This window comes from Ferdinandcohnia sp. GQ5 (assembly GCF_059759275.1).
On sequence record NZ_JCAXEW010000002.1, the window covers coordinates 349595 to 371008 of the forward strand.

25 protein-coding genes and 2 pseudogenes are annotated in these 21414 nt (G+C 35.1%); 5 read left to right on the plus strand and 22 right to left on the minus strand.

The genetic code is table 11. The annotated features are described in order from the left end of the window. Positions 1-43: 43 nt before the first annotated feature. From AC6CHV_RS03755 to AC6CHV_RS03780, 6 genes are all read right to left on the minus strand, one after another. A complete protein-coding gene (locus tag AC6CHV_RS03755; RefSeq protein ID WP_341331255.1) occupies positions 44-421 on the minus strand; it encodes a hypothetical protein in 378 nt (125 codons plus the stop codon). Positions 422-427: 6 nt separating this feature from the next. Continuing rightward, entirely contained in the window at positions 428-1249 is an 822-nt protein-coding gene (locus tag AC6CHV_RS03760) for a sugar phosphate isomerase/epimerase family protein (protein WP_341331254.1), read from the minus strand. Positions 1250-1284: 35 nt separating this feature from the next. Further along, the gene (locus AC6CHV_RS03765; RefSeq protein ID WP_341331253.1) at positions 1285-1800 is read right to left on the minus strand and encodes a GNAT family N-acetyltransferase; all 516 of its coding nucleotides are present in this window, start codon (positions 1798-1800) and stop codon (positions 1285-1287) included. A 69-nt stretch (positions 1801-1869) separates the two neighbouring features. Then, complete coding sequence (locus AC6CHV_RS03770; protein ID WP_341331252.1) at positions 1870-2316, minus strand: GyrI-like domain-containing protein; 447 nt, start codon at positions 2314-2316, stop codon at positions 1870-1872. A gap of 440 nt (positions 2317-2756) precedes the next feature. Then, complete coding sequence (locus tag AC6CHV_RS03775; protein ID WP_341331251.1) at positions 2757-4871, minus strand: glycoside hydrolase family 3 protein; 2115 nt, start codon at positions 4869-4871, stop codon at positions 2757-2759. A 37-nt stretch (positions 4872-4908) separates the two neighbouring features. Further along, positions 4909-6507, minus strand: a complete 1599-nt coding sequence (locus AC6CHV_RS03780; protein WP_498078147.1) for a glucose PTS transporter subunit IIA — start codon at positions 6505-6507, stop codon at positions 4909-4911. Positions 6508-6803: 296 nt separating this feature from the next. Between AC6CHV_RS03780 and AC6CHV_RS03785 the strand changes: the two genes are divergently transcribed. Both AC6CHV_RS03785 and AC6CHV_RS03790 read left to right on the plus strand, forming a co-directional pair. After that, entirely contained in the window at positions 6804-7712 is a 909-nt protein-coding gene (locus AC6CHV_RS03785; RefSeq protein WP_440272489.1) for a helix-turn-helix domain-containing protein, read from the plus strand. A gap of 163 nt (positions 7713-7875) precedes the next feature. Next, positions 7876-8046, plus strand: a complete 171-nt coding sequence (locus AC6CHV_RS03790) for a hypothetical protein (RefSeq protein WP_341331248.1) — start codon at positions 7876-7878, stop codon at positions 8044-8046. A gap of 611 nt (positions 8047-8657) precedes the next feature. Here the strand turns inward: AC6CHV_RS03790 and AC6CHV_RS03795 are convergent. The 3 genes from AC6CHV_RS03795 to AC6CHV_RS03805 all read right to left on the minus strand — a co-directional run bounded on the left by AC6CHV_RS03795 (position 8658) and on the right by AC6CHV_RS03805 (position 10828). Beyond that, complete coding sequence (locus AC6CHV_RS03795; protein ID WP_341331247.1) at positions 8658-8963, minus strand: DUF5634 family protein; 306 nt, start codon at positions 8961-8963, stop codon at positions 8658-8660. A gap of 199 nt (positions 8964-9162) precedes the next feature. Continuing rightward, on the minus strand, positions 9163-10179 hold the full coding sequence (locus AC6CHV_RS03800; RefSeq protein WP_341331246.1) for a DUF3231 family protein: 1017 nt from the start codon (positions 10177-10179) through the stop codon (positions 9163-9165). Positions 10180-10363: 184 nt separating this feature from the next. Next, entirely contained in the window at positions 10364-10828 is a 465-nt protein-coding gene (locus AC6CHV_RS03805; protein WP_341331245.1) for a hypothetical protein, read from the minus strand. Between the two features lie 214 nt (positions 10829-11042). Here AC6CHV_RS03805 and AC6CHV_RS03810 point away from each other — a divergent pair, with 214 nt between their 5' ends. After that, positions 11043-11336: an EthD family reductase gene (locus AC6CHV_RS03810; RefSeq protein WP_246006479.1), complete on the plus strand. Its 294-nt coding sequence runs from the start codon at positions 11043-11045 to the stop codon at positions 11334-11336. 224 nt (positions 11337-11560) lie between these two features. Here AC6CHV_RS03810 and AC6CHV_RS03815 read toward each other — a convergent pair whose 3' ends face one another. Next, positions 11561-12055 (minus strand): GNAT family N-acetyltransferase, encoded by a 495-nt coding sequence (locus tag AC6CHV_RS03815; protein ID WP_341331244.1) that lies wholly within the window; start codon positions 12053-12055, stop codon positions 11561-11563. A gap of 178 nt (positions 12056-12233) precedes the next feature. On the opposite strand from AC6CHV_RS03815, the gene AC6CHV_RS03820 reads away from it, so the two are divergent. Then, positions 12234-13013 carry an SDR family NAD(P)-dependent oxidoreductase gene (locus AC6CHV_RS03820; RefSeq protein WP_498078148.1) on the plus strand — a complete coding sequence of 260 codons (780 nt, stop codon included), beginning with the start codon at positions 12234-12236 and terminating at the stop codon, positions 13011-13013. A 61-nt stretch (positions 13014-13074) separates the two neighbouring features. On the opposite strand, the gene AC6CHV_RS03825 is transcribed toward AC6CHV_RS03820, so the two are convergent. Both AC6CHV_RS03825 and AC6CHV_RS03830 read right to left on the minus strand, forming a co-directional pair. Next, complete coding sequence (locus AC6CHV_RS03825) at positions 13075-13674, minus strand: CBO0543 family protein (RefSeq protein ID WP_440272485.1); 600 nt, start codon at positions 13672-13674, stop codon at positions 13075-13077. 158 nt (positions 13675-13832) lie between these two features. Continuing rightward, positions 13833-14401 (minus strand): annotated as a pseudogene (locus AC6CHV_RS03830) (class I SAM-dependent methyltransferase). A gap of 303 nt (positions 14402-14704) precedes the next feature. Here AC6CHV_RS03830 and AC6CHV_RS03835 point away from each other — a divergent pair. Beyond that, positions 14705-14969, plus strand: a pseudogene (locus AC6CHV_RS03835) (ABC transporter permease); the annotation flags it as partial. Positions 14970-15078: 109 nt separating this feature from the next. Here AC6CHV_RS03835 and AC6CHV_RS03840 read toward each other — a convergent pair. The 10 genes from AC6CHV_RS03840 to AC6CHV_RS03885 all read right to left on the minus strand — a co-directional run bounded on the left by AC6CHV_RS03840 (position 15079) and on the right by AC6CHV_RS03885 (position 21408). After that, positions 15079-15948: a putative RNA methyltransferase gene (locus tag AC6CHV_RS03840; RefSeq protein WP_341331241.1), complete on the minus strand. Its 870-nt coding sequence runs from the start codon at positions 15946-15948 to the stop codon at positions 15079-15081. A 344-nt stretch (positions 15949-16292) separates the two neighbouring features. Continuing rightward, entirely contained in the window at positions 16293-16337 is a 45-nt protein-coding gene (locus AC6CHV_RS03845) for an erythromycin resistance leader peptide (RefSeq protein WP_121448126.1), read from the minus strand. A 220-nt stretch (positions 16338-16557) separates the two neighbouring features. Further along, complete coding sequence (locus AC6CHV_RS03850) at positions 16558-16830, minus strand: hypothetical protein (RefSeq protein WP_121448068.1); 273 nt, start codon at positions 16828-16830, stop codon at positions 16558-16560. Between the two features lie 81 nt (positions 16831-16911). Beyond that, positions 16912-17322, minus strand: a complete 411-nt coding sequence (locus tag AC6CHV_RS03855; protein WP_341331240.1) for an RND transporter — start codon at positions 17320-17322, stop codon at positions 16912-16914. A 640-nt stretch (positions 17323-17962) separates the two neighbouring features. Beyond that, complete coding sequence (locus AC6CHV_RS03860) at positions 17963-18439, minus strand: CarD family transcriptional regulator (protein WP_341331239.1); 477 nt, start codon at positions 18437-18439, stop codon at positions 17963-17965. A gap of 272 nt (positions 18440-18711) precedes the next feature. Next, complete coding sequence (locus AC6CHV_RS03865; protein ID WP_341331238.1) at positions 18712-19068, minus strand: cupin domain-containing protein; 357 nt, start codon at positions 19066-19068, stop codon at positions 18712-18714. Positions 19069-19174: 106 nt separating this feature from the next. After that, on the minus strand, positions 19175-19636 hold the full coding sequence (locus AC6CHV_RS03870) for an NUDIX hydrolase (RefSeq protein ID WP_440272481.1): 462 nt from the start codon (positions 19634-19636) through the stop codon (positions 19175-19177). Between the two features lie 28 nt (positions 19637-19664). Continuing rightward, positions 19665-20024 carry a VOC family protein gene (locus tag AC6CHV_RS03875; RefSeq protein WP_341331236.1) on the minus strand — a complete coding sequence of 120 codons (360 nt, stop codon included), beginning with the start codon at positions 20022-20024 and terminating at the stop codon, positions 19665-19667. Between the two features lie 238 nt (positions 20025-20262). Then, on the minus strand, positions 20263-21045 hold the full coding sequence (locus AC6CHV_RS03880; protein WP_440272480.1) for an alpha/beta fold hydrolase: 783 nt from the start codon (positions 21043-21045) through the stop codon (positions 20263-20265). Positions 21046-21225: 180 nt separating this feature from the next. Continuing rightward, entirely contained in the window at positions 21226-21408 is a 183-nt protein-coding gene (locus AC6CHV_RS03885) for a DUF2187 family protein (RefSeq protein ID WP_121448074.1), read from the minus strand. Positions 21409-21414: the final 6 nt, after the last annotated feature.

Consider the following 21414-nt stretch of genomic DNA (forward strand, 5'->3'; position numbering starts at 1 on the left):
TTAATCTCCTTTCAACGTGGTGCCTGCTAGTTTACTAACTACATCAAGTAATACATTGGCTCCCGCTGCCAAGTCTGTATCTTGTGTAAATTCTTTGGATTGTGACTAATCCCATCGATACTTGAAACGAAAAACATTGCAGTAGGGTACACACTGCCATCATTTGAGCATCAGGTCCCGCTCCAGATGTCATTCGTTTTGATTGGAGTCCACGACCTTTCGTAGCTTTTTCTATGAGTGTAACGATTGTTTCATCGAAAGTGACTGGCTGAACACGTACTAGTCGTTCTGTTGTACTAGAAACTCCTTTAGATGCTGCTAGCTCTTTAAGATAGTTTGCAAGTGCTTGCTCTTCCAGTCTCTGCTCGTCTGGATCACGCAAAACAGCAGTGAATGTCGCAAGAGATGGAATTAAGTTCACTTAGGTTTAGCCTCGAATTATTTCCTTCACCCAGCTTATTCCCTCATTAACAAATGCTTCTGTTGGATTTGAATGGGGCGTATGTTCAAATATAAAATACACACCCGAGCTTTTTGACAGCTTATAAATTAAATCACTTACTTTAAAATGTGTATTGTCTATTTCATGAGATGGATGAACGGGTACCCATATGTATTTATGATAATGAAACTCTACATTATGTAAATGAACGACCTTTATATGCTTTTTCCACTTCCCTATATAATCTAACACCTTATCACCAGTGGCTAATAAGTAATCCCCAATATCTATGCAAAGTTTGATTCCATACTTTTCCCAAACCTCAATTGGAAAATGATCAAGAGCTTTTATCCCAAACGCAGACCGATTAAAACCTAGTTTTGGTTCGCATACGATCGTTATAGAATACTTTTCCTGCAGGAAATGTAATCTTTTTAATCCATTTTCAATAATCTCAGTCGTATCTAGGTCTTTTTCTTCTTTAAAATAAGGAAAGTGAACTAATATATATTCAGCTCCTAATTGGGACATATATTTAACTTCGGATTCAAACTGTTCCCAGGCATTTTCCGGTTCATAATGTACTTTTTCCAGCAAATCATATTTACTTTGATTTCTATACAAAGGAGAATGAAGCCCAAATGTAACATTATTCTTATGTAAGAGTTCTAAGAAATGATGTAAAGACTCTTCGCTCGGAAACTCACCAATTTCAATATGACTAATATTCTTATTTTTAAATAATTGAGGGAATTTATCCGTTTCTGTCATAATGACACTTCCTGAAAGTCCTATACAGCTATTCATTTTTTCACTATTCCCTCCTCCAGTAGTTAAGTCATTTAGTACTGATTTATTTTCTTTTGATATTTACTATGTCCATCGGTAATACCAATTAGTTCAAAACCATTGTTCTTGTAAAAGTAATTAAGTCTACTATTTTCTGCAACACAATCTAACTTAAGGTGTTCTTTATCAATTGCATTGTCTTGTATCCAAGTCAATATACTTTTACCTACACCTTTCTTCATATATTCTGGAATAACTGCAATTCTATGTAGATAAAGAGATTCTGAAGAATGATCACTTCCCCAAATATGTCTATCCCATTCACTTTGTTTAGCTAATAATGTGAAGGTAGCCACAATTTCCTTATCTTTCAATACAATGTATGTTTCTTGATTATGAATAGCTTGTATAATCTCTTCATCATCACCACCATCTAATAGATACCTCCATTGGTTTATTTCATTATCTTTCATCCACTGAGCTACCTGTTTTAACATTTTAATAATCTCACTACTATCGTCATTTGTAGCCATTTTTATCATAAAACCATCGAAGTTTTCCAATCTCATTGTTACCTCCGTATAAATTTCTTTTTTTATCTATACCTTATAAAATTAGTAGATCCTTGATTTGTACTTTTAATCGTTGATTGGTAAATAAATCTGTACTTCTTCTTCACCTTCACCCATAGGGTGATAAGTCTCGATTATATAAGAATGGCTGTCTCTTTGATAACCTTGTTCTGCTGCCCAATTCAATAAATTCAAATGCAGTTCTCCCAATTTTGTGATATTCCCCCGTGTGGTTATGTACCGATTATTTGTCTCAATATATTCCATTCCTGTTGGTATTTCATCTGATTTCTCACGTACTATTAATCCTACATAATAATGGCCAATCTTATGATCCTCGTCCTTTTTAGGCTCAAATAAAGCAATTTCTGTCTCCGTTAGATTTTGAATTTCGTTTGAGCGATTTAATAGTTTTTTTGCAAGTAAAGGTACTTCGTTTCCAAAGTTAATAAACTCCCCACAACCTTTTAATCCAACAAGCTTAAATTCCTTCCTAACCATCGTAAACGACATTGTAATCTCTCCTATCCCTGGTTAAATTCCAGATTATCCTAATTTTACATATTCAATAAAAACTCCTTACTTCCTGCATTGAAGTAAGGAGTTTATACTGATTTATATCACTTGTCTGATTCTTGGAAGGTCGGGGATATTGCACGCGCTTTGGAATAACATCACTTGGCTGTTATTAGTTGGTTGGGGGTACTCCAGATGCTTTGGAATTACACCACTTTCTTGATATTAGGAGGTTGATAGTACTCCAGGCGCTTTGGAACATCTACACTTTCCTGTTTTCAGGAGATTGTTGATACTCCAGGCTATTCCTCGTACTTTGAAAAATCAACACTAACCAGTAACTGTGCTTTTCACGTTTTCATTGTAACCATCACTCTAATCCACTCAACAAAAAAAATCACAGGCTTCCATCTCACCTGTGATGTTCAATCTAAAAATTAATACTTCAACCCATGCCCTAGCTTGTAAACATTACCGTCACTGTCTTTATATGCGTAAGTCATTCCGGCTGGCATGTATTTGTCTTTGTCATATCCTGGTACGTCATTAGGGGAAACACATTCGCCATTTTGGTAAACAGCAATGACTTCCTCACTTGCCGGTAACGTTAATGGTAAGATACCAGATGGCTTATGATTGCCTGCAATCACTTCAAGTTGTGCATTGTAGAATGTATCGTATCCAGCAACTAGTGCGTCTGCCATTGGTTCTACATTTCCTAAAATCCAAGGAAGAATAATATTTACGCTCATCACTACTTTACCGCCGCGGCGATGCACACTGTCAACTACTTCTTTTAGATGGTCTAATCCACTTAAAGTAGTTTCCTGATATAATGTACCATCAATCGCAGAGTTTACTTTATCCTCACATATCTCAAGCTCTAGTAAGCCAGGTGTTGCATTAAAATAGGAACCGGATTTTGGTTGTAAGAACAGAATGGCTGTGTCAGCTTCTTCATAGCTGTTTGTTAGCGTAAATAGTCCAAAATCATTCGCTTCTTTTCTCGCTTTTTCGGTATAAGAAGTTGCTCTTTCTTGCTCTTTATGGAACACTTCAATATACACTTTTTTACCTTCCAGCTTGTCCGTTGTGAGTGGCAAGGTTTCGTTAGAATTTTTCAGTACGGTTACTGATTTTTTATGCGCTTCGTATGCAGTATCCCAATGTGCTTTTGTGCTGACAACCTTAGTTGCAATTGCTGGGTCATTGTATGTGCGGTCATCAAATAGACCTAAAGCAAACATTTCTGTTAAGAGACGTTCATTTGACTCATTGATTCGTTTTTCACTGATCCAACCCTTACTAATCGCTAATTTCAGATTTTCAATATCGTTCGTATCAGCAATCAAATCGGTACCTGCATTGATCGCTTTAGCAAAGCGCTCTCCTTCACTGCTCTTTTCCATTCCCCAACTCATGTTATTAATAATTCCACTATCACTATTCACATAGCCCTTAAATCCAAGCTTTCCACGAAGGATATGGTCAATGAAATAACGATTAAACGTAAATCCAACTTCTTCGAATGGGATTTCCTCCCCTTCAAACTCCTGAACCACACTCTTCTTTATACTCGGAATCGAGTAATACGGCATAATGGATGATGTTCCATGTTCTGCTGCTGCTCTAAATGGCGGAAGATGGTATTTTTCTAAACTGCCCGGAGTTGGGTATAGATTCCATTTCCCTTCCTCATAGTGAGGGTCAAAGCCATTTTCTCTCGCTCCCCCGCCAGGGAAATGCTTAGTTGTCATTGCTATACTATCTTTTCCTAACGTTTCTCCTTGGAACTCGTCAAGGATACGCCCAATTACATCAGCAATAAACTCTGGATCTTCTCCAAACGTTCCATACGTACGTTGCCATCTCGGATCGGTCACCACATCTGCCATATACATATAGCCTTTTCTTAAGCCAGTGGCATTCCATTCTTTTCGGGCTATACTCGCAAATTCACTAATAAGGGAAGCATCTCCACCATTTTCAATATCGCCCTTTGCGGCTGCTGCCAATCCTAATGTTCCGGGCCATGTAGAAAAGATACCAATCGCATCATTCATACCGAAGACGGCTTCACCATTCTCATTTCTTGAGTTCGATGCAACAAGTACAGGAATCCCTAAGCGTGTTCCTTCTGCTACTTCATTCATCGAGTTAACCCATTCTGCCATTTCTGCTGGACTGAAGTTATCTCTTAAAATGAAATGTCTTAGATGTCTGTTTTCGATCGTATGAGTCGTTCCGTATACCTTGCTCGTAGCGAAAATCGTTTCTCCTCTTTCGATAATACTTTCATCTAGAACGCCATCATGACTAGTCTTGCTTTTATCCTCCTGGGCAAGTCCCATTTTCCTAGAATTGATCAGCATCATACCGATTTTTTCATCGATGTTCATCAACGAAACAAGATTTTCCGCACGCTCTTTAGGGGTTAAACGCCAATCTTCATATGGATCAAGCTTGCCATTATTATTTAAATCTTTAAATTTCAAACCCTCATGTTCAATTAGTTTCTTCGTTCTAACTTGTAATTCAGGTTGTTTTTGCATGTAAATTCCTCCTCATAGGGGTCAATCGATTTTTTTGCTATGCATCTAGTTTCATAACAGCATCATCATTTGCCTCAACATTCCCCGTTTTGATTGGTTTCACTTCTACATACTCCTGTGTGTTGGTAATCACGATAGGTGTTTTCAAATCATATCCAGCTGCTTTGATCTGTTCGATGTCAAATTCAATAAGTATGTCTCCTTTTTTCACTTCATCCCACTGCTTTACATGGGAAGTAAAATACTTGCCTTTCAGCTGGACCGTATTTACACCAATATAGATTAAGATCTCAGCCCCATCATTCGATGTAATTCCAATCGCATGTTTGCTTGCGAATAATGTGGTTACAACTCCATCCACTGGAGAAATGATTGCCCCTTTTGTTGGTTCAATGGCAATCCCTTTTCCTACAACTTCTGTTGAAAAAAGTGGATCCGCTAATTGATTTAATGGAACGATTCTACCTGTTAATGGACTTGCAATGATTTCTTTTTTTACATCGCTTAGTCCAAATACTTTATTTGTCTTTTCAGCAACTGCTAAGTCATGCTTGCCTTCATAACCAAATACAAGAGTTAGCATCATTGCGATCAATAAGGAAGCGAACACACCTATTGTGAAAATCCCGATTGGCGAAAATACAGGAATGGATAAAAAACTTGGGAGTGCAAATGCCGTTGCAGATACGCCTAGTGCTCCGTTGATTGCCCCACCAACTGCCCCAGCTATCCCAACGTATAACATGGTTCGTTTATAACGGACGAGAATGCCATATGTGATAATTTCTGTTGTCCCTGCTAAAGCACTTGGCAAAAGCCCTGACCCAGCAAGTGTTTTCAATTTTTTATCTTTCGTTTTAAAGAATACGCCAAGCCCCATACCGATTTGGGCAAATGGTGCCGCTGCTGCCATCGCGATAATTGGATCAAGACCTGATGCACCAAGATTAGCAATGGCAATTGGAATCACTGCCCAATGAAGCCCCAATATCGTAAGGAAAGACCATGCTGCTCCTAACACAGCTCCTGTAACTAATCCACTTTGACCACTTAAAAATTGAATAATGAATGCTAAGCCCTGACCAACATATGTCCCAAATGGACCAAAAATAAGGATCGTTAATGGTACGATAATCAGTAAAGAAATCATCGGATTGATAAACATCTGTAAGTCTTTATAAATCACTTCTTTCAAAAGCTTATCTAAAAACGCATATATCGATGCAGCGATTAAAATGGGAAACACGGTTGAAGAATAACTGGCCAATAAAACCGGAATCCCTAAAAATGAAACATCCTGTGCCTGTGAAGTGACTAAACTCACATAATTGGGTTCCAATAATGCTGCCCCAATTGCTGCTCCCACAAATCCATTCGCCCCGAGTTTGTTTGCCATTGTAAATCCGAGGAATATAGGAAAAAAGTAAAAAACAGCATGTCCAGCAGCAGAAAGAATTGCGTAGGTACCGCTTTCAGCGGAAACCCAACCTAATGACTTTAAAATAGACAATAAAGCCGAGATTAAACCCGAACCGGCTAGCACACCTAAAATGAGTGCAAAACTTCCACTTATTGCCCCTAATAGTTTATTCACAACTGTTTCCTTACTCTCTGCAGTAGTATCATTGTTTTTCAAGGTTATGTCCTCCTAGTGTGATTTCATTACTGGGTAGTACTTTGATTTAAAATTCATCATAGAGGAAAAAAAGACGTAGATTCAGACTAACTTCATAAGATGTCAAATACCCCTATTAAAATCTCCAAAGACAGGGCTTTCATTTACAAAAATTTTGTGCTTAGATAAGGCTTTCATTTCCTCTAAGACTTCTTGTTTCTTAGATTATAGTGATATAATATCAAGGAATTATATGAAATAAATTGGTTATTTTGCTGATAATATTGTATATCTTGCTGTTATAAAAGGAGCAAATTATGAGAGAATCGACATTTATGCCAGTATTGAATGAGAATTTTGAGGTTTATTATTGGAGTAAAAAATATAAATCCCATGATTGGGGGAGAAAGCCTGATAAGTCATTAGAGAATTATTCTGAAATAGAACCTTTATTCCGCTTGCATAGTCATGACTCCATGGAGATTCTTGTTTTCTTAGGTGGTGAATGTAAATTTTTTTGTGAAGGACAAACTTATTCACTAACCAAAGGGGATGTTGTCATCATTCCCCCTTACGCTGTGCATAAAGCAGAAGTAAGTGATTTCGACAACTATGAAAGAATTGTATCGACCATCAGCAAATCATTATTGGCTGATTTCTTATCGGTTTCTCCTTTCATGAGTGATAGCATTATCCATCATAAAACGCAGGGTTCTTATGTTGTCCATTTCCACACCAAAAGTTTGAAGGAAATACTCTCGCTTTTCCAAGAGATTAGTGATCGTATAAAACACAATCGTGAATCTTATTCATTTGCATCACATTATTTATTATTCCGAGCGATGGAAATTATCTTAAATCCAGCTAGTAGTAAGCCTACGAATAGTTTAGACGGTGGTGAGGATCAACGTATAACCTCCATAATTAAATACATAGAGGAACATTTGACGGATACAGAACTGAATTTAGACAACGTCTCAAGTCATTTTCATTTAAACAAGTATTATTTTTCCCATTATTTTAAAGAAAACATGAAAGTACCGTTTTATCGTTATGTATTATTGAAACGACTTGCTACCGCTGTTGCCTTAATTAAACAAAATGAGCTCTCAATCGAAGAAATTGCTACCAAATGCGGTTTTCAAGACTACTCTAGCTTTTATCGACTTTTTAAAAAGGAATATAATGTATCACCAAAAAACTTACAAAAGGAGTTTAGGAAGTAGTTGTATTTCACTTTAGGTTTGAACGCTATTTAGGAAATGAGAAACCCTCAAAAGTCTGAGCATTTTTTGCAGAGGCTTAATTTAATGAGTTTCTTACCGATTATTACATGAAAAATAAAAAGCTTGGCATGATAAAAATGCATTTGAAATGGAGGTGTAAATGATGACAAAGCGTGTTAATAAAGGTAGTCAAAATCAAAATTCACCGAGAAACGGTGGGAATTTAGACACAGAATTTGGTCAAGATATGGCTAGCGGAGACAATAATAAAGGAACTGAATATAACTCCAAACGTGGAAGTAAATCTCAACTTAAAAACCCAAATAATCATTAAATTTTAAAGGAACCACGCTGGTTCCTTTTTTCTCCTTTTTAGTCTTTTACCTTGGTTGTTTTCGCAAACTTTGTTGTTTTTTATATCGTTGACTTCCGCTTCAGGTGGACGCTTTCCGCGGGCCTGGCTTGAGCCTCCTCAACGAAATGTGGAGGCGGCTTGCACAGAAACGAGAAAATTTGGCCACTCCGACAAAGAGGCGTAATTTGCCTCTGAAGGAGGAGTTGAAATTTCTCGAGTTTCTAGCCGCTGAAACTGGAAAAGTCGCTGCCGCTCCTGCGGGGTCTCAAGTCTCACGCTTTTCCCGCTGGACATTGAATTTGCTTTATTGAAATAACCCACGCACGAAGAAAATGTGAATACATTTTCGAGGAGTCGCCACCTTACTCTCCAATCAACTAGTTTTGCCTTTATTATCAGAAAGCGACAATCTTTTAGAAAAGAGGCTTTACCTTTGAAGGCTTATTAGTTTTAAATATGGACCACATCTTGAAAAAAAAGCGTCCTTCAATTTTGAAGAAACGCTTGCTTAGCTGGAATATTTACGAATCAGCTAATCCTAGAGTCACTTTATTATTCTCAAATTTTCTAGATTGAGAAATCAGTTTTCGTTAATAAAGTTCACTGAATACATGATCAAGATTGTTAAATTCTTTAAGATCTGATTCTTGTGGATTGTCTGATTCTACCGTCCACTTATTATCTACTGGAGCTAACTCACCCTCATTATTTTTTTGAAAAGGCAGGTGAACATGATAGGTTTTACCAGCTTTTCGAGTTGTATATCCAAGATAGTAGCGATTATCTTGTCCTTCTTCTTCGAAAATACCTATATTTTCAATTTCATACTTATCTAAATATGGTTGGAAGGATTGCTGTAATTCGTTTATTATTTTTTCACGAGATAGATAATCCACTTAATTTCTCCCTTTCAACTGTTTTTTCCGTAATGTCACACACTTTCTCTCATGTAATTGCTCTATGACTTATTCTTTTTTGATAAATGAAGTGATTTTGTATTTTTCACCTATGCTTTCATAGTTAACACATGGACCAACTAATTCAATGATATAAAAAATGTCCTTATGCCTCTTGGGACTTTAAATGTTTTTATCATTATTTCTTTCTTCTTATTAATTCATCTCTATCTGAAGCCATTGGGGGCTGTTCTAACCATCCATTTTTAATCATGATATTAGCTCCATCCTCAGCATATAATTGAACTTCTAAGGAAAGCCTGTTATACATGGTGCTAAGATCACCTCTAGGGCTTTGACTTATAGCTGTACCGTAATAGCCTACACTCAAAGTAATTAATCCGGATGTTAAAAACATCATTAATTTATCAGAAAATGTATGTGCAGTACTATTTGTTATTTCTGAATCCCATCCCATTGGTGCAGGAAGCTTACTTTCCTCTAACTTACTTCTAAATAATTTAATATGTTTATTCCCAATTTCTAATCCTTTTAGAAAGAATTGTTTGACGTCCTTATTTTCTGCAACTTGACTAAATCCAGTAAGTGTTGCAACTCCCAAAGCGTTTCTTTGAAGATTCGAGAATAAATTGGCTACTTCAGCAGCGGTTAATGGTCTTTTCTCGCCAACCACATCTAACATAAACCATTGCTTTTTCACAAATTCAACCTTCTCCAAATTAGGCAAGCTTGGAGGCCTGACCATCAATCCTTTTGACAATAATAGATCAGTTGACCTTTTATATAATTGCATCGTTTCACTTAAGCAATCCATATAGTAGGTTTTAATGTCATCTCTTACAGATGCTGCCAAACTACCGGCATAGGATGTAAGTCCAACCTTTGACATTTGGTTTATAAAATTAAGTACAAAACTATCTGAATAAAGTCTAGGAGCAGTTAAGTCCACATCCTCTTTTATACTAAAACCATATGGTACAGCATTTTTTTCTTCCGTTAAAATGGCGGTGATTTTTTGAATATGTGCTTGAGATAACTCTAGAGCAAATTTAATAAGAGGCTTAATTTCATCATCTTCTGCTTTTTCTAAAAAATGCGATAGAACACACACGCTTGCGCTATCATTTAAATACTGAATCCATATTTGAGCAATTTCACCTGCTGTTAGCCTGATCTGACTTCCCTTTCCCTCCATAAGTAACCTCCAAAAAAGTTATACTAAACACTAACTTCCCCATAAATTACTAGTCGTATGTATACATCCTACATATAAAAAAAACACTGGATGATTGATTTTAACCATTAGTCCAGTGTTTTTTCTAAACGCTATAAATAATATCCTACATCACTAAATACATTCAGTTTTCCATTGTAATCTATTATTTAACCGATACATTTTCTAATTTACAAATTAACTTATAATATCCCAATAAAACAAAGATTAGTATAGGAACAACAATGGAATCATACCACAACTTCCACCATCCAAGATGGAAATATCCCCAAGGTTCCGGAAGTAGTGTAAGTCCTTCGTAAATGAGAACACCTATTGTCCAACAAGTTATATAAATAACCTTTTTGAAAAGATTAGAGTTAAATGGAAACCAACTTAGAAGCAATATGTTTATTGGAGGAATTAATACAATATGAGGAAGAACTCCTAACCAATCTACACCTTTATCAAAATACCAGTACCCTTTGTACTTAAATTCAATAATCACATCAAAGGTAACCTGAAAGGCAATTGTAAATGACCATATACTAATACTTCGGTGCAACGGAATTTTATTTTTTTTATAGGCAGCATAATTAAAGGTGAGAATCGAAATAAAAAGTAAAAACATACATTTTTTCCTTTTTTATTTTTTATTAGATTATCCAGTACAAACTTATATATACATATCCGACTCCTACTCAACTATTTTCCTATTATCCAATGAAATGCCTACAAATGATTGTGTTGGATACTGTAATTAATCACTTTAGGTCGTATGGTATATAAGAATGTAAAAATGAATATAGTCTACTAGAATGGAGGAGTGATGAATTGTGGCAAAGATGATCATTATGTATGAGGAACCAAAGGATAAAGAGAAATTTGATAAACATTATTTTGATGTTCATGTTCCATTAGGCAGGAAAATACCAAATATCATTAAAGATTCCGTGCATCGTGTAATGAATTCACAAGGGAGTGATTTAAATCTCTATCTGGTTACCATACTAGAATTTGAAAACATGGAAAAATTAATGGAAGCCTTTAACAGCCCAGAAGCAAAACTAGCCGAACAAGACGGTGCAAACTTCTTCCAATACCTACACAAACCACCCATCATCACTATCGTGGAATAGGGTCGCAGGGACAGGTCCCTCCTCCCAGTCCGACGGTCAATCGATGGTAGAGGTTCATTATTTTTAATACAAATATGAGCCCACCGTAGGAAAAATTCAATCTGTGGGCTCAACATTGATTGTTTTTTCATTTCTTAAATCATTTCATACCAATATAATACCTTGTACTTGGTTCCTCCTAAATGTTCAAGAATATTTTTCTAACATGAGACCTAGTACAAGTTCTAAGCGTCCTTGCTTAATTTCACCATGTTATACCAGTTCACTCCACCATGTTTTGATTCGGACAAGCCATGGTTAACAAGTCCTAGTTTTTCATAAAACGAAACTAATTCCTGTTTACAGGTCAAAGTAATACCTTCTCTTTCGTTCTTTTTTACTAACTCTTGCATTTTTTCTAGTAAACTCTTTGCAATTCCTTGATTTCTATTCTTTCTGGATACTGCTAATCCGAGAACACTCTGATATCCTCCACTTTCTGGGTTCGGCCTGATTTCGGTAAAAAGATCATCAGTTATATACGGTTGGTCAATAACAGGTCCATTAATATAGCCAAGTATCTCTCCTTCCTGTTCTGCCACAATAAAGCTATCCGCTATCAACCGAATTCTCTCTATAAATGCTTCTCTTGTTGCTGCCTCCTCAACAGAAAAGCCTTCATTCTCAATATGTAACAACTGTTCTAAATCTGTAGCCTGCACATTTCTCATAGTAAACATCTTGTTTGTTTCCCCTCTCCTCCATTGAAGATTCTTACATTTATTGTATACCATTCTTGAAATTTTTCATTAACCACCCAAGTAAACTATCCAAATTATTATTGTTTCACTTTGTCATTAAGAATTGCAATCTACATATGATATGGAGTGTTTATTTTTATACGAAGGGGGTTTTTAGATGAAAGTATCTGATAAGGTCATTGTTGTTACAGGTGCAGGGGGTGGGATTGGACGTGAGCTTGTTCGCCAGCTGTTAGAAAAAGGCGCAAATGTCGCAGCAATCATCCACAGAAATGGGCTCGAGAAAATACAGGCATATAAGGATATGTATGGAGACAGAATTTCAATTCACACAGCAAATATCGCAAACAGAGAGGATGTACAAAAGCTTCTCGATGAAGTCATTGCAAGTCACGGTTGCGTAGACGCGATAATTAATAATGCAGGCATCATTCAACCATTCATGAGTGTGCATGATCTTGAGTATGAACAAATCCAATGGGTAATGGATGTCAATTTTTATGGAACGCTCTATATGTGTAAATCGTTTTTACCACATCTGTTAACTAGGCCCGAAGCCCATATTGCAAATGTAGCGAGTATGGGTGGATCCCTACCGATTCCGCAACAAACAATCTATTGCGCTTCAAAAGCAGCTGTTAAGATGTTAACCGAATCCCTTCACTCGGAGCTTCGTAAAACCAATGTTGGTGTGACCCTTGTGATTCCTGGCGCGGTTGATACAGACCTCGTGGAAAAAGCCAAAGTGGAAAAAGAAGGTGCCGAAAGTTCTACCTATAAACTACTAAGCCCCATCGTCGCAGCTGCCGTCATTATTGAAGGAATGGAAACTAGAAAATACCGTGTTTTAGCCGGAAACGATTCGAAAATCATGGACATTTTATACCGCCTTAATCCGAAAAAAGCAACTGAATTGATTGCTAAAAAGATTTTATAACATAACTTCACACTAGTGTTAGTTAGCATAAGCCACTTCAACTTACGCTAAAATTTTTTTGTTACATCCTTGTTTTTCTATGCAAGAGGCTCCATTTATTTGATTTACTTAAAAATAAAAATACATCTGTTATCCATTTTGAGATAAGCCCAACGGCTATATATAGAATAAATAATAGGAAAAAATTCTCCTTTCCACCAAAACGAAACAAACCAATCCCCTGTAAGATAGGTTTTATGAAAAATCCAAATACAAGACAAAGAAGAAGTAGCCAAATATAATAATTTTTATTTTTATTAAGCGTATATTGGTACAGTAGGATATACGATACTGGTACGAAAGATGCATCTAGAGCAAAGTTTGCCGGAAGCCCAGGTAATAATTTATATGGGTAGATCCACCACCCTCTTGATACTCCAATTACATCCGTGAATGCAAAAAAGATATGTACCCCATATCCGTAAAAACCTAGTTGAAAGATTTTTCTTCGGTCTATAAAAAGAAGTAAAGCAATGAGTGGAATAATTAACATTGCCAAAACAACCCAAAACTGCCATGTATGAAAATTGGAGTAATCGTTCCAATAATTGACCCATCTTTCACTTTGTTGAACTTCTGCTTTTCTTATTTTCTCTATCAATTCAAATTGGTTTTTGTTCACAAAGAGGCCTCCTGTTTTTGATAGTATTTTTCTATTTATATTCGTTTATTCCACCTCTAATTTAATATATTGGTGCATTTTTTCAAAGAACATACAAAACACCCGTCATCCTCTACAAGAAATGACGGGTGTAAATATTGTATTCAGATCTGTGACCCTTACTTTATACTACTAGTAATAAACATTGAGGCGTCTTGCCTCATAAAAATACGATGTCCGTGGTAGAATGTCTTCATTTCAGATGAAGTAAATCCAACTTCGGATAATAATCTTTTCAGTTCATCATGCAAAAAGCCGTTATGTACTTTCGGGTGAGATATCTGATCGTTTTTGTCAAAATCGATGATAATGAGCTTGCCGCCCTTGTTTAAAATAGTGAACAATTCTTGTAAGATTTTTTTCGTATCAACACGATGTCCGCCTTAAGTTCAGGCGTTTCTTGAGTTAAATCCGCATACAATACTTTTGCATTCGATAGACCACGCTTAGCTATTTTAACTTCAGCCACGTCCAACATTTGTTTTGATGAATCTACCAACAATATCGATTCCACTAATTCTGATAGTTCTAAGCTAACTAGCCCCGTCCCGCTTCCATAGTCAATTAGTGATTTATCTTGAGCACTTAGTAATTGCGGTATTACTTCCTTCACAATTACTTTCGCTAATTCCATTCTTTCCTCTGTATCATATCTTTTTGCCATTTCTTCAAAAACGTTATTTTCCATATTCGACTCCTCTATTATAAAGTGCTAGCTACTTAGTGGCATTATAGCAAAATCAACAACTAAAGGCTCGTTTCCAACTTCGCTCGTTCAAAAAGGAACTGCTGTAGTAGTTCTTCCGTTTGTCCAAACTCATTCCCAATTCATTCAACACCCTTTACTTATCCATTTTGAATATCAATAGAATTTTTGTTTGTCTTCCTCTAAATTCGCATAAAGTCTGAATTAGAGGAAACTTCCAACCGAAACAAAGAACACAATCCCAATAAACGATCCTACAAACAAGATGAACCTCTATTGTTTATTAAATTCAAATCGATTGCAAAAATGGGCTTAACCGAGAAAGAATTGAAAAAGGGACTAACGAGACAAACTGCCCTTCTATTCTTCACACCGATTTTTGTGGCACTCATTCACGGAGCAAAGTAGCTCTAAGCGCATTGTCTCACCTTTTCTTTTATGACTTAACCATCGTATCCCTAACGGTATTGGTGTATTTTTATTCATCCAAGTCCTGTACTTTTCAATCTTCCGCTTTTTCTACACAAAGCAGATCAAAACTGTTCCTTAAACTAAACATTATAGTTGATTACACGAATTAAGTCCCCACAACCTTTGGTGAGGACCTTTTCATTTTCCTAAATAAAATAGGGTCCTATTAGATATGGATTAACTTTTGATTATTTCTTAAATCCCACTAGTATATCTAAATCAACCGTAATCTCTGAAATGCTATTTATAGATGCCCCAACATCTGTTTTTTTCGAATTCCATGAAAGTGGTGTCATATGCATTACATTATTTACTTCTTTTTGGTCCAACGTTTGTTGATAACTTAGATTAATAACTTCTTTTAAATAAAAGTGTTTCTTAAATAGCTCGACTATCTCTACATTTTTATTAGAATTATTTTCTGTGTCACCGTAAAGTGCTTTCCTTAGTTCTTTTAGATAATTTGGACGAGGGACCACTTTAATGACAAGACCGTCAGGAACCAATATTCTTTTAAACTCTTTATAATTTGAAGGGGATAAGATATTAAGAACTACATGAAAAGTTTGAGCTGCTATTGGTGAATTTGCTAAATCACCAACAATCCAGCTTTGTTCTTTATATTTCTTAGCGGCCATTATTATACCTTCCTTTGAAATATCCAGACCCACCCCTTTTAAAGCTGAAGTATTACATTCATTTAAAATCTTTTGTAAATGAGATCCTTCACCACATCCGGCATCAAAAAGTAATAATGGATAAATTGTAGAATTCATGTATGTGTTTATCACTTTTGAGATTTCTTTATGAATTGGTGTGTACAACTCACTTTCCATAATGATGTTCTGCCTTGCTTCAAATAAACTCTGATCATAATGACTATTTGTGGAACGCGTCATAAAGTTAACATATCCTTGTTTAGCAAAGTCGAAAGTATGCTTATTTGCACATTTTAGGCTTTTTTCATCAACCACTTTTAACGAACCTTTACAATGCGGGCATCTAAATACTTCAATCATATCACGAAACCGGTTTACACTTTTTGTTTTGTTATTCATGTTACTCTTCCTTTCAAAAATAAAAATCACAGGCAATCTGCCTGTGATTCAGAGTAAACGGAAGAAACCGATCCTTATTTGTCTTAGGTCAATAAGAAGTCGTCGCTAAATAAACCTCTTTAATCCTAAAGAAGATAGATAATTAGACATAAATAAAGAAAGGCAGAACAATCTGCCTTTCTCCATTACATAATATCTATTTCAGCCCTACATAGGCTAAAGTAAAAGTAAATACATCGATATCAGCAAAACATGTATTTACTTATAAAATGAAGATTATTAAAAAAGGACAGACTTATCCCGTGTACTCTGGTTTCACAAACAGAGCCTTTGAACGTATTAAATTACTGGTTCAAAGATGGGAATCGAAGTCTCATATAATGTGTCATTTTTTAATAATCCTCCTAAACTTTAAATTACATTACTAATTATAGATAATTAGTACATAGAAGTCAAAAATATGATAGTTTAATAACTTCTAAAAACAAGGGATAATCAATCCCTTCTTGCTTGTTTCGGCGTGTTAAAAATATATCGACATAACAGTAGAGATGTTGAAAGTAATATAAAAACCACCTTAATTTCTTAAAGGTGGCTAATACTCTTAATCTATTTACCGCTATTTTTTATTGGAGACTCGACTTTCTCCCAATTTGTAGGACCTTCACCACTTGGTAAATATTTTTTCCAATATTCACCAGTCTTCTTATCGAAAATGATGATATTATTCTCGTTTGCAGGCACAAGTTCATATCTATATTCATTGTTAGTACTATCTACATTTGAAGTTTCCTTACCAAATGCAGACATAAAAAATAAGCCTAATATTGTGAAACCTACTATAATTGCTAAACCAATAATTATGGATGAACTATTTTTCATCTTCTACCTCCATTTCCAGTTTATACGATTTATAATATACCTTTTAGAAACAACAAACTTTGCGAAAACAGCCTTTATTTATTACCTTCGTCGTTCAATCCGATTAAAAATTGAATAAGAAATACCTAAAATCATACCTATTAGGAAAGCGATAAAGAAACCAAATATGCCTTGAAAACCAACCCAACCAGTTGTAAATGTCAGAAAAAATAATACATAACAAAAACCTAGCAGGATGATGGCAATAGGAACGTTAAATGGAAACAAACGCTTCCACCCTTTTGCTAATAATACAGAACTGATTAGTAAAGCAATTACGGTGAACATTTGTATGGATCCCCATCGGAATTCTACACGAGACTGCGCCTCCTCACCAAATGCAGGTATATTTAGAAGCTTATACATTGAGAAAGATGCAGTAATAATTCCTGTCAAAACTACAAGTATGAAAATCGTCCAGTTTATTGCTTTAAGGTAATTATTGCTGTTCATTTAATCCCTCCTTATTTATTTTATTAGACATTGCATGAAAAAATATCGGTTCTTTTACTAATAATTGATGAATGCTCTAATCGTTATTTGAAATATCTGTAATTGTTTGATAACTTCTATAACAAAGCCCTTAATCCTTTTTAAATCAATACTCTTTAAATATAATTAAAAATCTTTATAATGAATGATTTGGGAGAGAAAATACCTAATTCCTTTTGTGATGTAAAATAAATAAAAAAATGATTTCCAAACTAGGAAACCATTTTTGTAGTTGACCATATTGTGTTACCAAATCGTTTTTCTCTTTTATGAAAAGAAGAGAAGCAATATTATTTGCTTACCTAAAACAATGAAAGCCCTACCTCTCTTTCATCCTTACGGCTCCTTGTCCGTGCCAGTGTGAATCAGGATCGCAAAAAAATCGAGTGCAGTATTATCGAGTTATTTGTAGCATTATAGTTCGTAAAAGTAATTTAAATAATAAAAATGGATTAAATTGCAGAAATAAAAAAAGAGGTTAATGCTCTAAAGGTGAGTTGGAGAAGTTGAATGTCTTTGAAAGATTTACTTTCAAAAGGAAACATATTCCCAAAAAAACAGGATATTTTCGGGAGTTGTAATACATTATTTTAATTAAACATTAACAGAAACTTTTTATTTGTTTTTCAGTAATTCCTTTAATTAATTCCAATTCGTTCATCAAAAATTCACGTGCGTTTAGTAACATCTTTTTTTCACTTGCATTTAGTTCTTTTTCTTTCTTCATACGCATTAAATCACGTACGACTTCAGCACATTCTTCTATTTTACCCGTTTTTATTTTGTCCGTGTTCACTTTATACCTTTGCTTCCACATTTGAAATCTGTCTGTTTCTCCATGCTGAAAAATGTGTATGATGTGTGTTAATGCATTTATGTCAGTAACATGGCGTATTTTTAAATTCAAGGTCTTACCTGTTGGAATCATGACTTGCATATTACCTATTAACATTTTTATAACATAATACTGTTGTTTTTCCCCTGAGATTTCCTTATCTTCTATGGCTTTAATTATACCTACTCCGTGCATTGGATAAACTATTTTATCGCCAATTTGAAACAAATAACCCACCTCCATATATGGTAACCTTCTTAACCTTAACACACATAGATTTTTTAATCAAATTTTTAATAATATCATAATTTTATTTTACCTGTCAACTGATTCTCCTTAAAAAAATCACAAAAAAAGACACAATACGATCGTGTCGAATTACCAATTGAGGGAAGGTTAATTTTCTCGCATTTATTCTGAAACTCTATTAACCCAAATATTCTTAATCTATAAAAACCTTACTGCGCAAGTAACAGAAAAAGCGACTGCCTAATTCAGTAATGGCAACCATTAGTTTATTTTTTAAATGGCATAAATAATGAAGGATTTAATTCTTCACTTTCAATAGCAATAGCGGTTAATCCTGTATCCGTTTTGGTTTCATGCCATTCATCTTTCTCCCAAAAAACAGCGTCTCCCGCTTGAACTTTGATATATTCTTCTTTTTCACCACGTACATCCCCTTCCCCATTTAAGATTAAAAGAAGTTGAGGTACTACTGCTTGATGATAGCCTATAATTCCGTTTTCTTCTAAGTACATGTAACCTACATGAGTTGCTTTTTCAGTTTGAATAATACGGGACATCACAAAATCCGAATTGAACTTTGATATTTTCATACCACTATCTTTACTAAACTTAAAAATTTCCATTATGTACCTCCAGAATTTATTTTCCCATTCAATAAATGTTACATATAGTAAGTACTGTTATATTAACCTCAAAATAAGCAATAATCCTTTAGTATGATCACTATGTTTACTTAAAATCTACCTTTACACAATTTATGTATTGCTCAATATATCCTCTATACTCAACTGTTAATCTACTTGGTAGATTATTAAGTGAAAAATATTGCATTTCTTCAGATTCGCTATAATCTATCTTCAATTCTCCACTGCTATCTTTCGTATAATAAACAGCTGTTACTGAATATAATTCATCCCCATTTGACACTTTAAAATAATGGTCAGAACCAGAGAAAACATTAAGTAATTTTAGGTTTTCAACTACTAAGCCTGTTTCTTCGAAAACCTCTCTTTTTGCCACTTCTTCAAAACTTTCACCTAAATCCATTAGGCCTCCTGGTAATCCCCAATATCCATCTTTTCTTTTTTGCAATAACACTTCATTCTGTTGATTTATAATGATAACAACCGAACCAGGTAAAATAATAGGTTTATGGCCTACATACAGTCTCAGATATTTATAATATTCCATATCATAATCCTCCAAAAGACTGGTTGAATTAATCAAATTGCAGATACTCTAATACATTACCAAATGGGTCTCTGAAACTAATATATTTTCCCGGAGGACATTTTGTTGGTTCTTCAACAATGAAATCAACTTTATGTTCTTTTAACAGATCAACTGTATGATGAATGTCTTCCGTTTTTAATCCTAAAACTACTCCTGAAGGTTTAGGATTATTAATATATGATGCCTCTTCTGATTCTTCTAATACGATGGGTAGATCTCCTTGAACGAGTGTTACAATTTTAGGACCATATTTTTTATTAACTTCAAAGCCTAAAACTATGGTGTAAAAGTCAATTGCCTCCTGAATATTAGGAACATAAATCCCAATAACACAAACCTGACTCATCATTACTCCTCCATTTATTCTCGATTTATTTATTCATTAACAATAATTCCACCTAGTACCATAATTCACCTGCTATATTACTAATTTTTCTTTTTTCAACTAAACTCACCCCATTTATTAAAAAAGAACGACAAAAATTTCAAAAAAATAGTGCCTTAATCCTTCTCGGATTAACGCACCTATTCGTTTAAAATTCGACTTCAAGTAAACTTACATTTGTAAGTTAAATAAGGATGAATCAACCAATAAATTGCCTTAATAGCTGGTTAAACTTTTCACGTTCTTCCCAGAAAGCACCATGACCACTGTAATGAAACGGAACAAGCTGTGCGTTTTTTATTTTTTGACTTAGTTCCTGAGCTTGTGCAAATGGAATCACTTTGTCATGAACACCATGAACAATTAAAGTAGGGACAAATATTTTTTTTAAGTCTGCATAAAGCGTTTCATCTCTTAATGTAATAATGATCGCTGCTGTTGACCAGCCTGCTGCTTCTAAGCCCATTTGAAAAAACCACTCAGAGAATGGACTTGTTATATATTGAAAGAAAAAGCTTTCTGTCACTTCTCTCATCATCTTAGGACGGTCATTTAGCCCTTGAGTAAGGAATTTTGTCGCAGTTTCTGTGGTAAAGCCTACAGGAGCTGCAGCATCAACTAGGACAAGCTTAGATACCCCGTTACCATTATGTCGGGATATATACCGAATCGCAATTGCTCCGCCCGTAGAATGACCAACAAGAGTAAAATTGTCTAATTGAAGGACATCAACTACTGTACGTATGTCATCGGCCAAACGGTCAAAATTGTATCCACTTATTGGCTTATCCGACTTTCCGAAACCTCTCCAGTCAATTCCGATACAGCGGTAACCCATGAAAGGCAGAACATCAAATTGATACTCAAACTGTCTATGGCTTAACGGCCAACCATGCAGAAATACGATTGTCTTGCTGCCTTCAGGATTAATATCTTCAATATATAATTTTACACCTGATTCCACAGTAACGTAATAACCCACACTTGATTCCCCCTAAAAAAGCTATACGAATAAGATATTCATCTGGGTAAACATAGGTGAATACCTACCTATTCGCTATTCGCTTGTCAATCGTCGGAGATAAATGAAGAGTATAATTGAAAAAAAATAAGCGATAATCCTTTTGGACTATCGCTACCCGTTACTCTATACAATTGTTTACTACGTTGCCTTCGTAATTTTATAATTTTTATGATTGACTATAGTTGAAATTGGTTCGTCTTTTTCTTCATTGTAACCATACTCAACAATAACAGAATTTTCTCGTACAACCGTAACTGTTCCTTTATAACTTTGCCCATCACGATTAAATGAAATATTGTCCCCGATTTTAGCAGTTGCCATATTAAC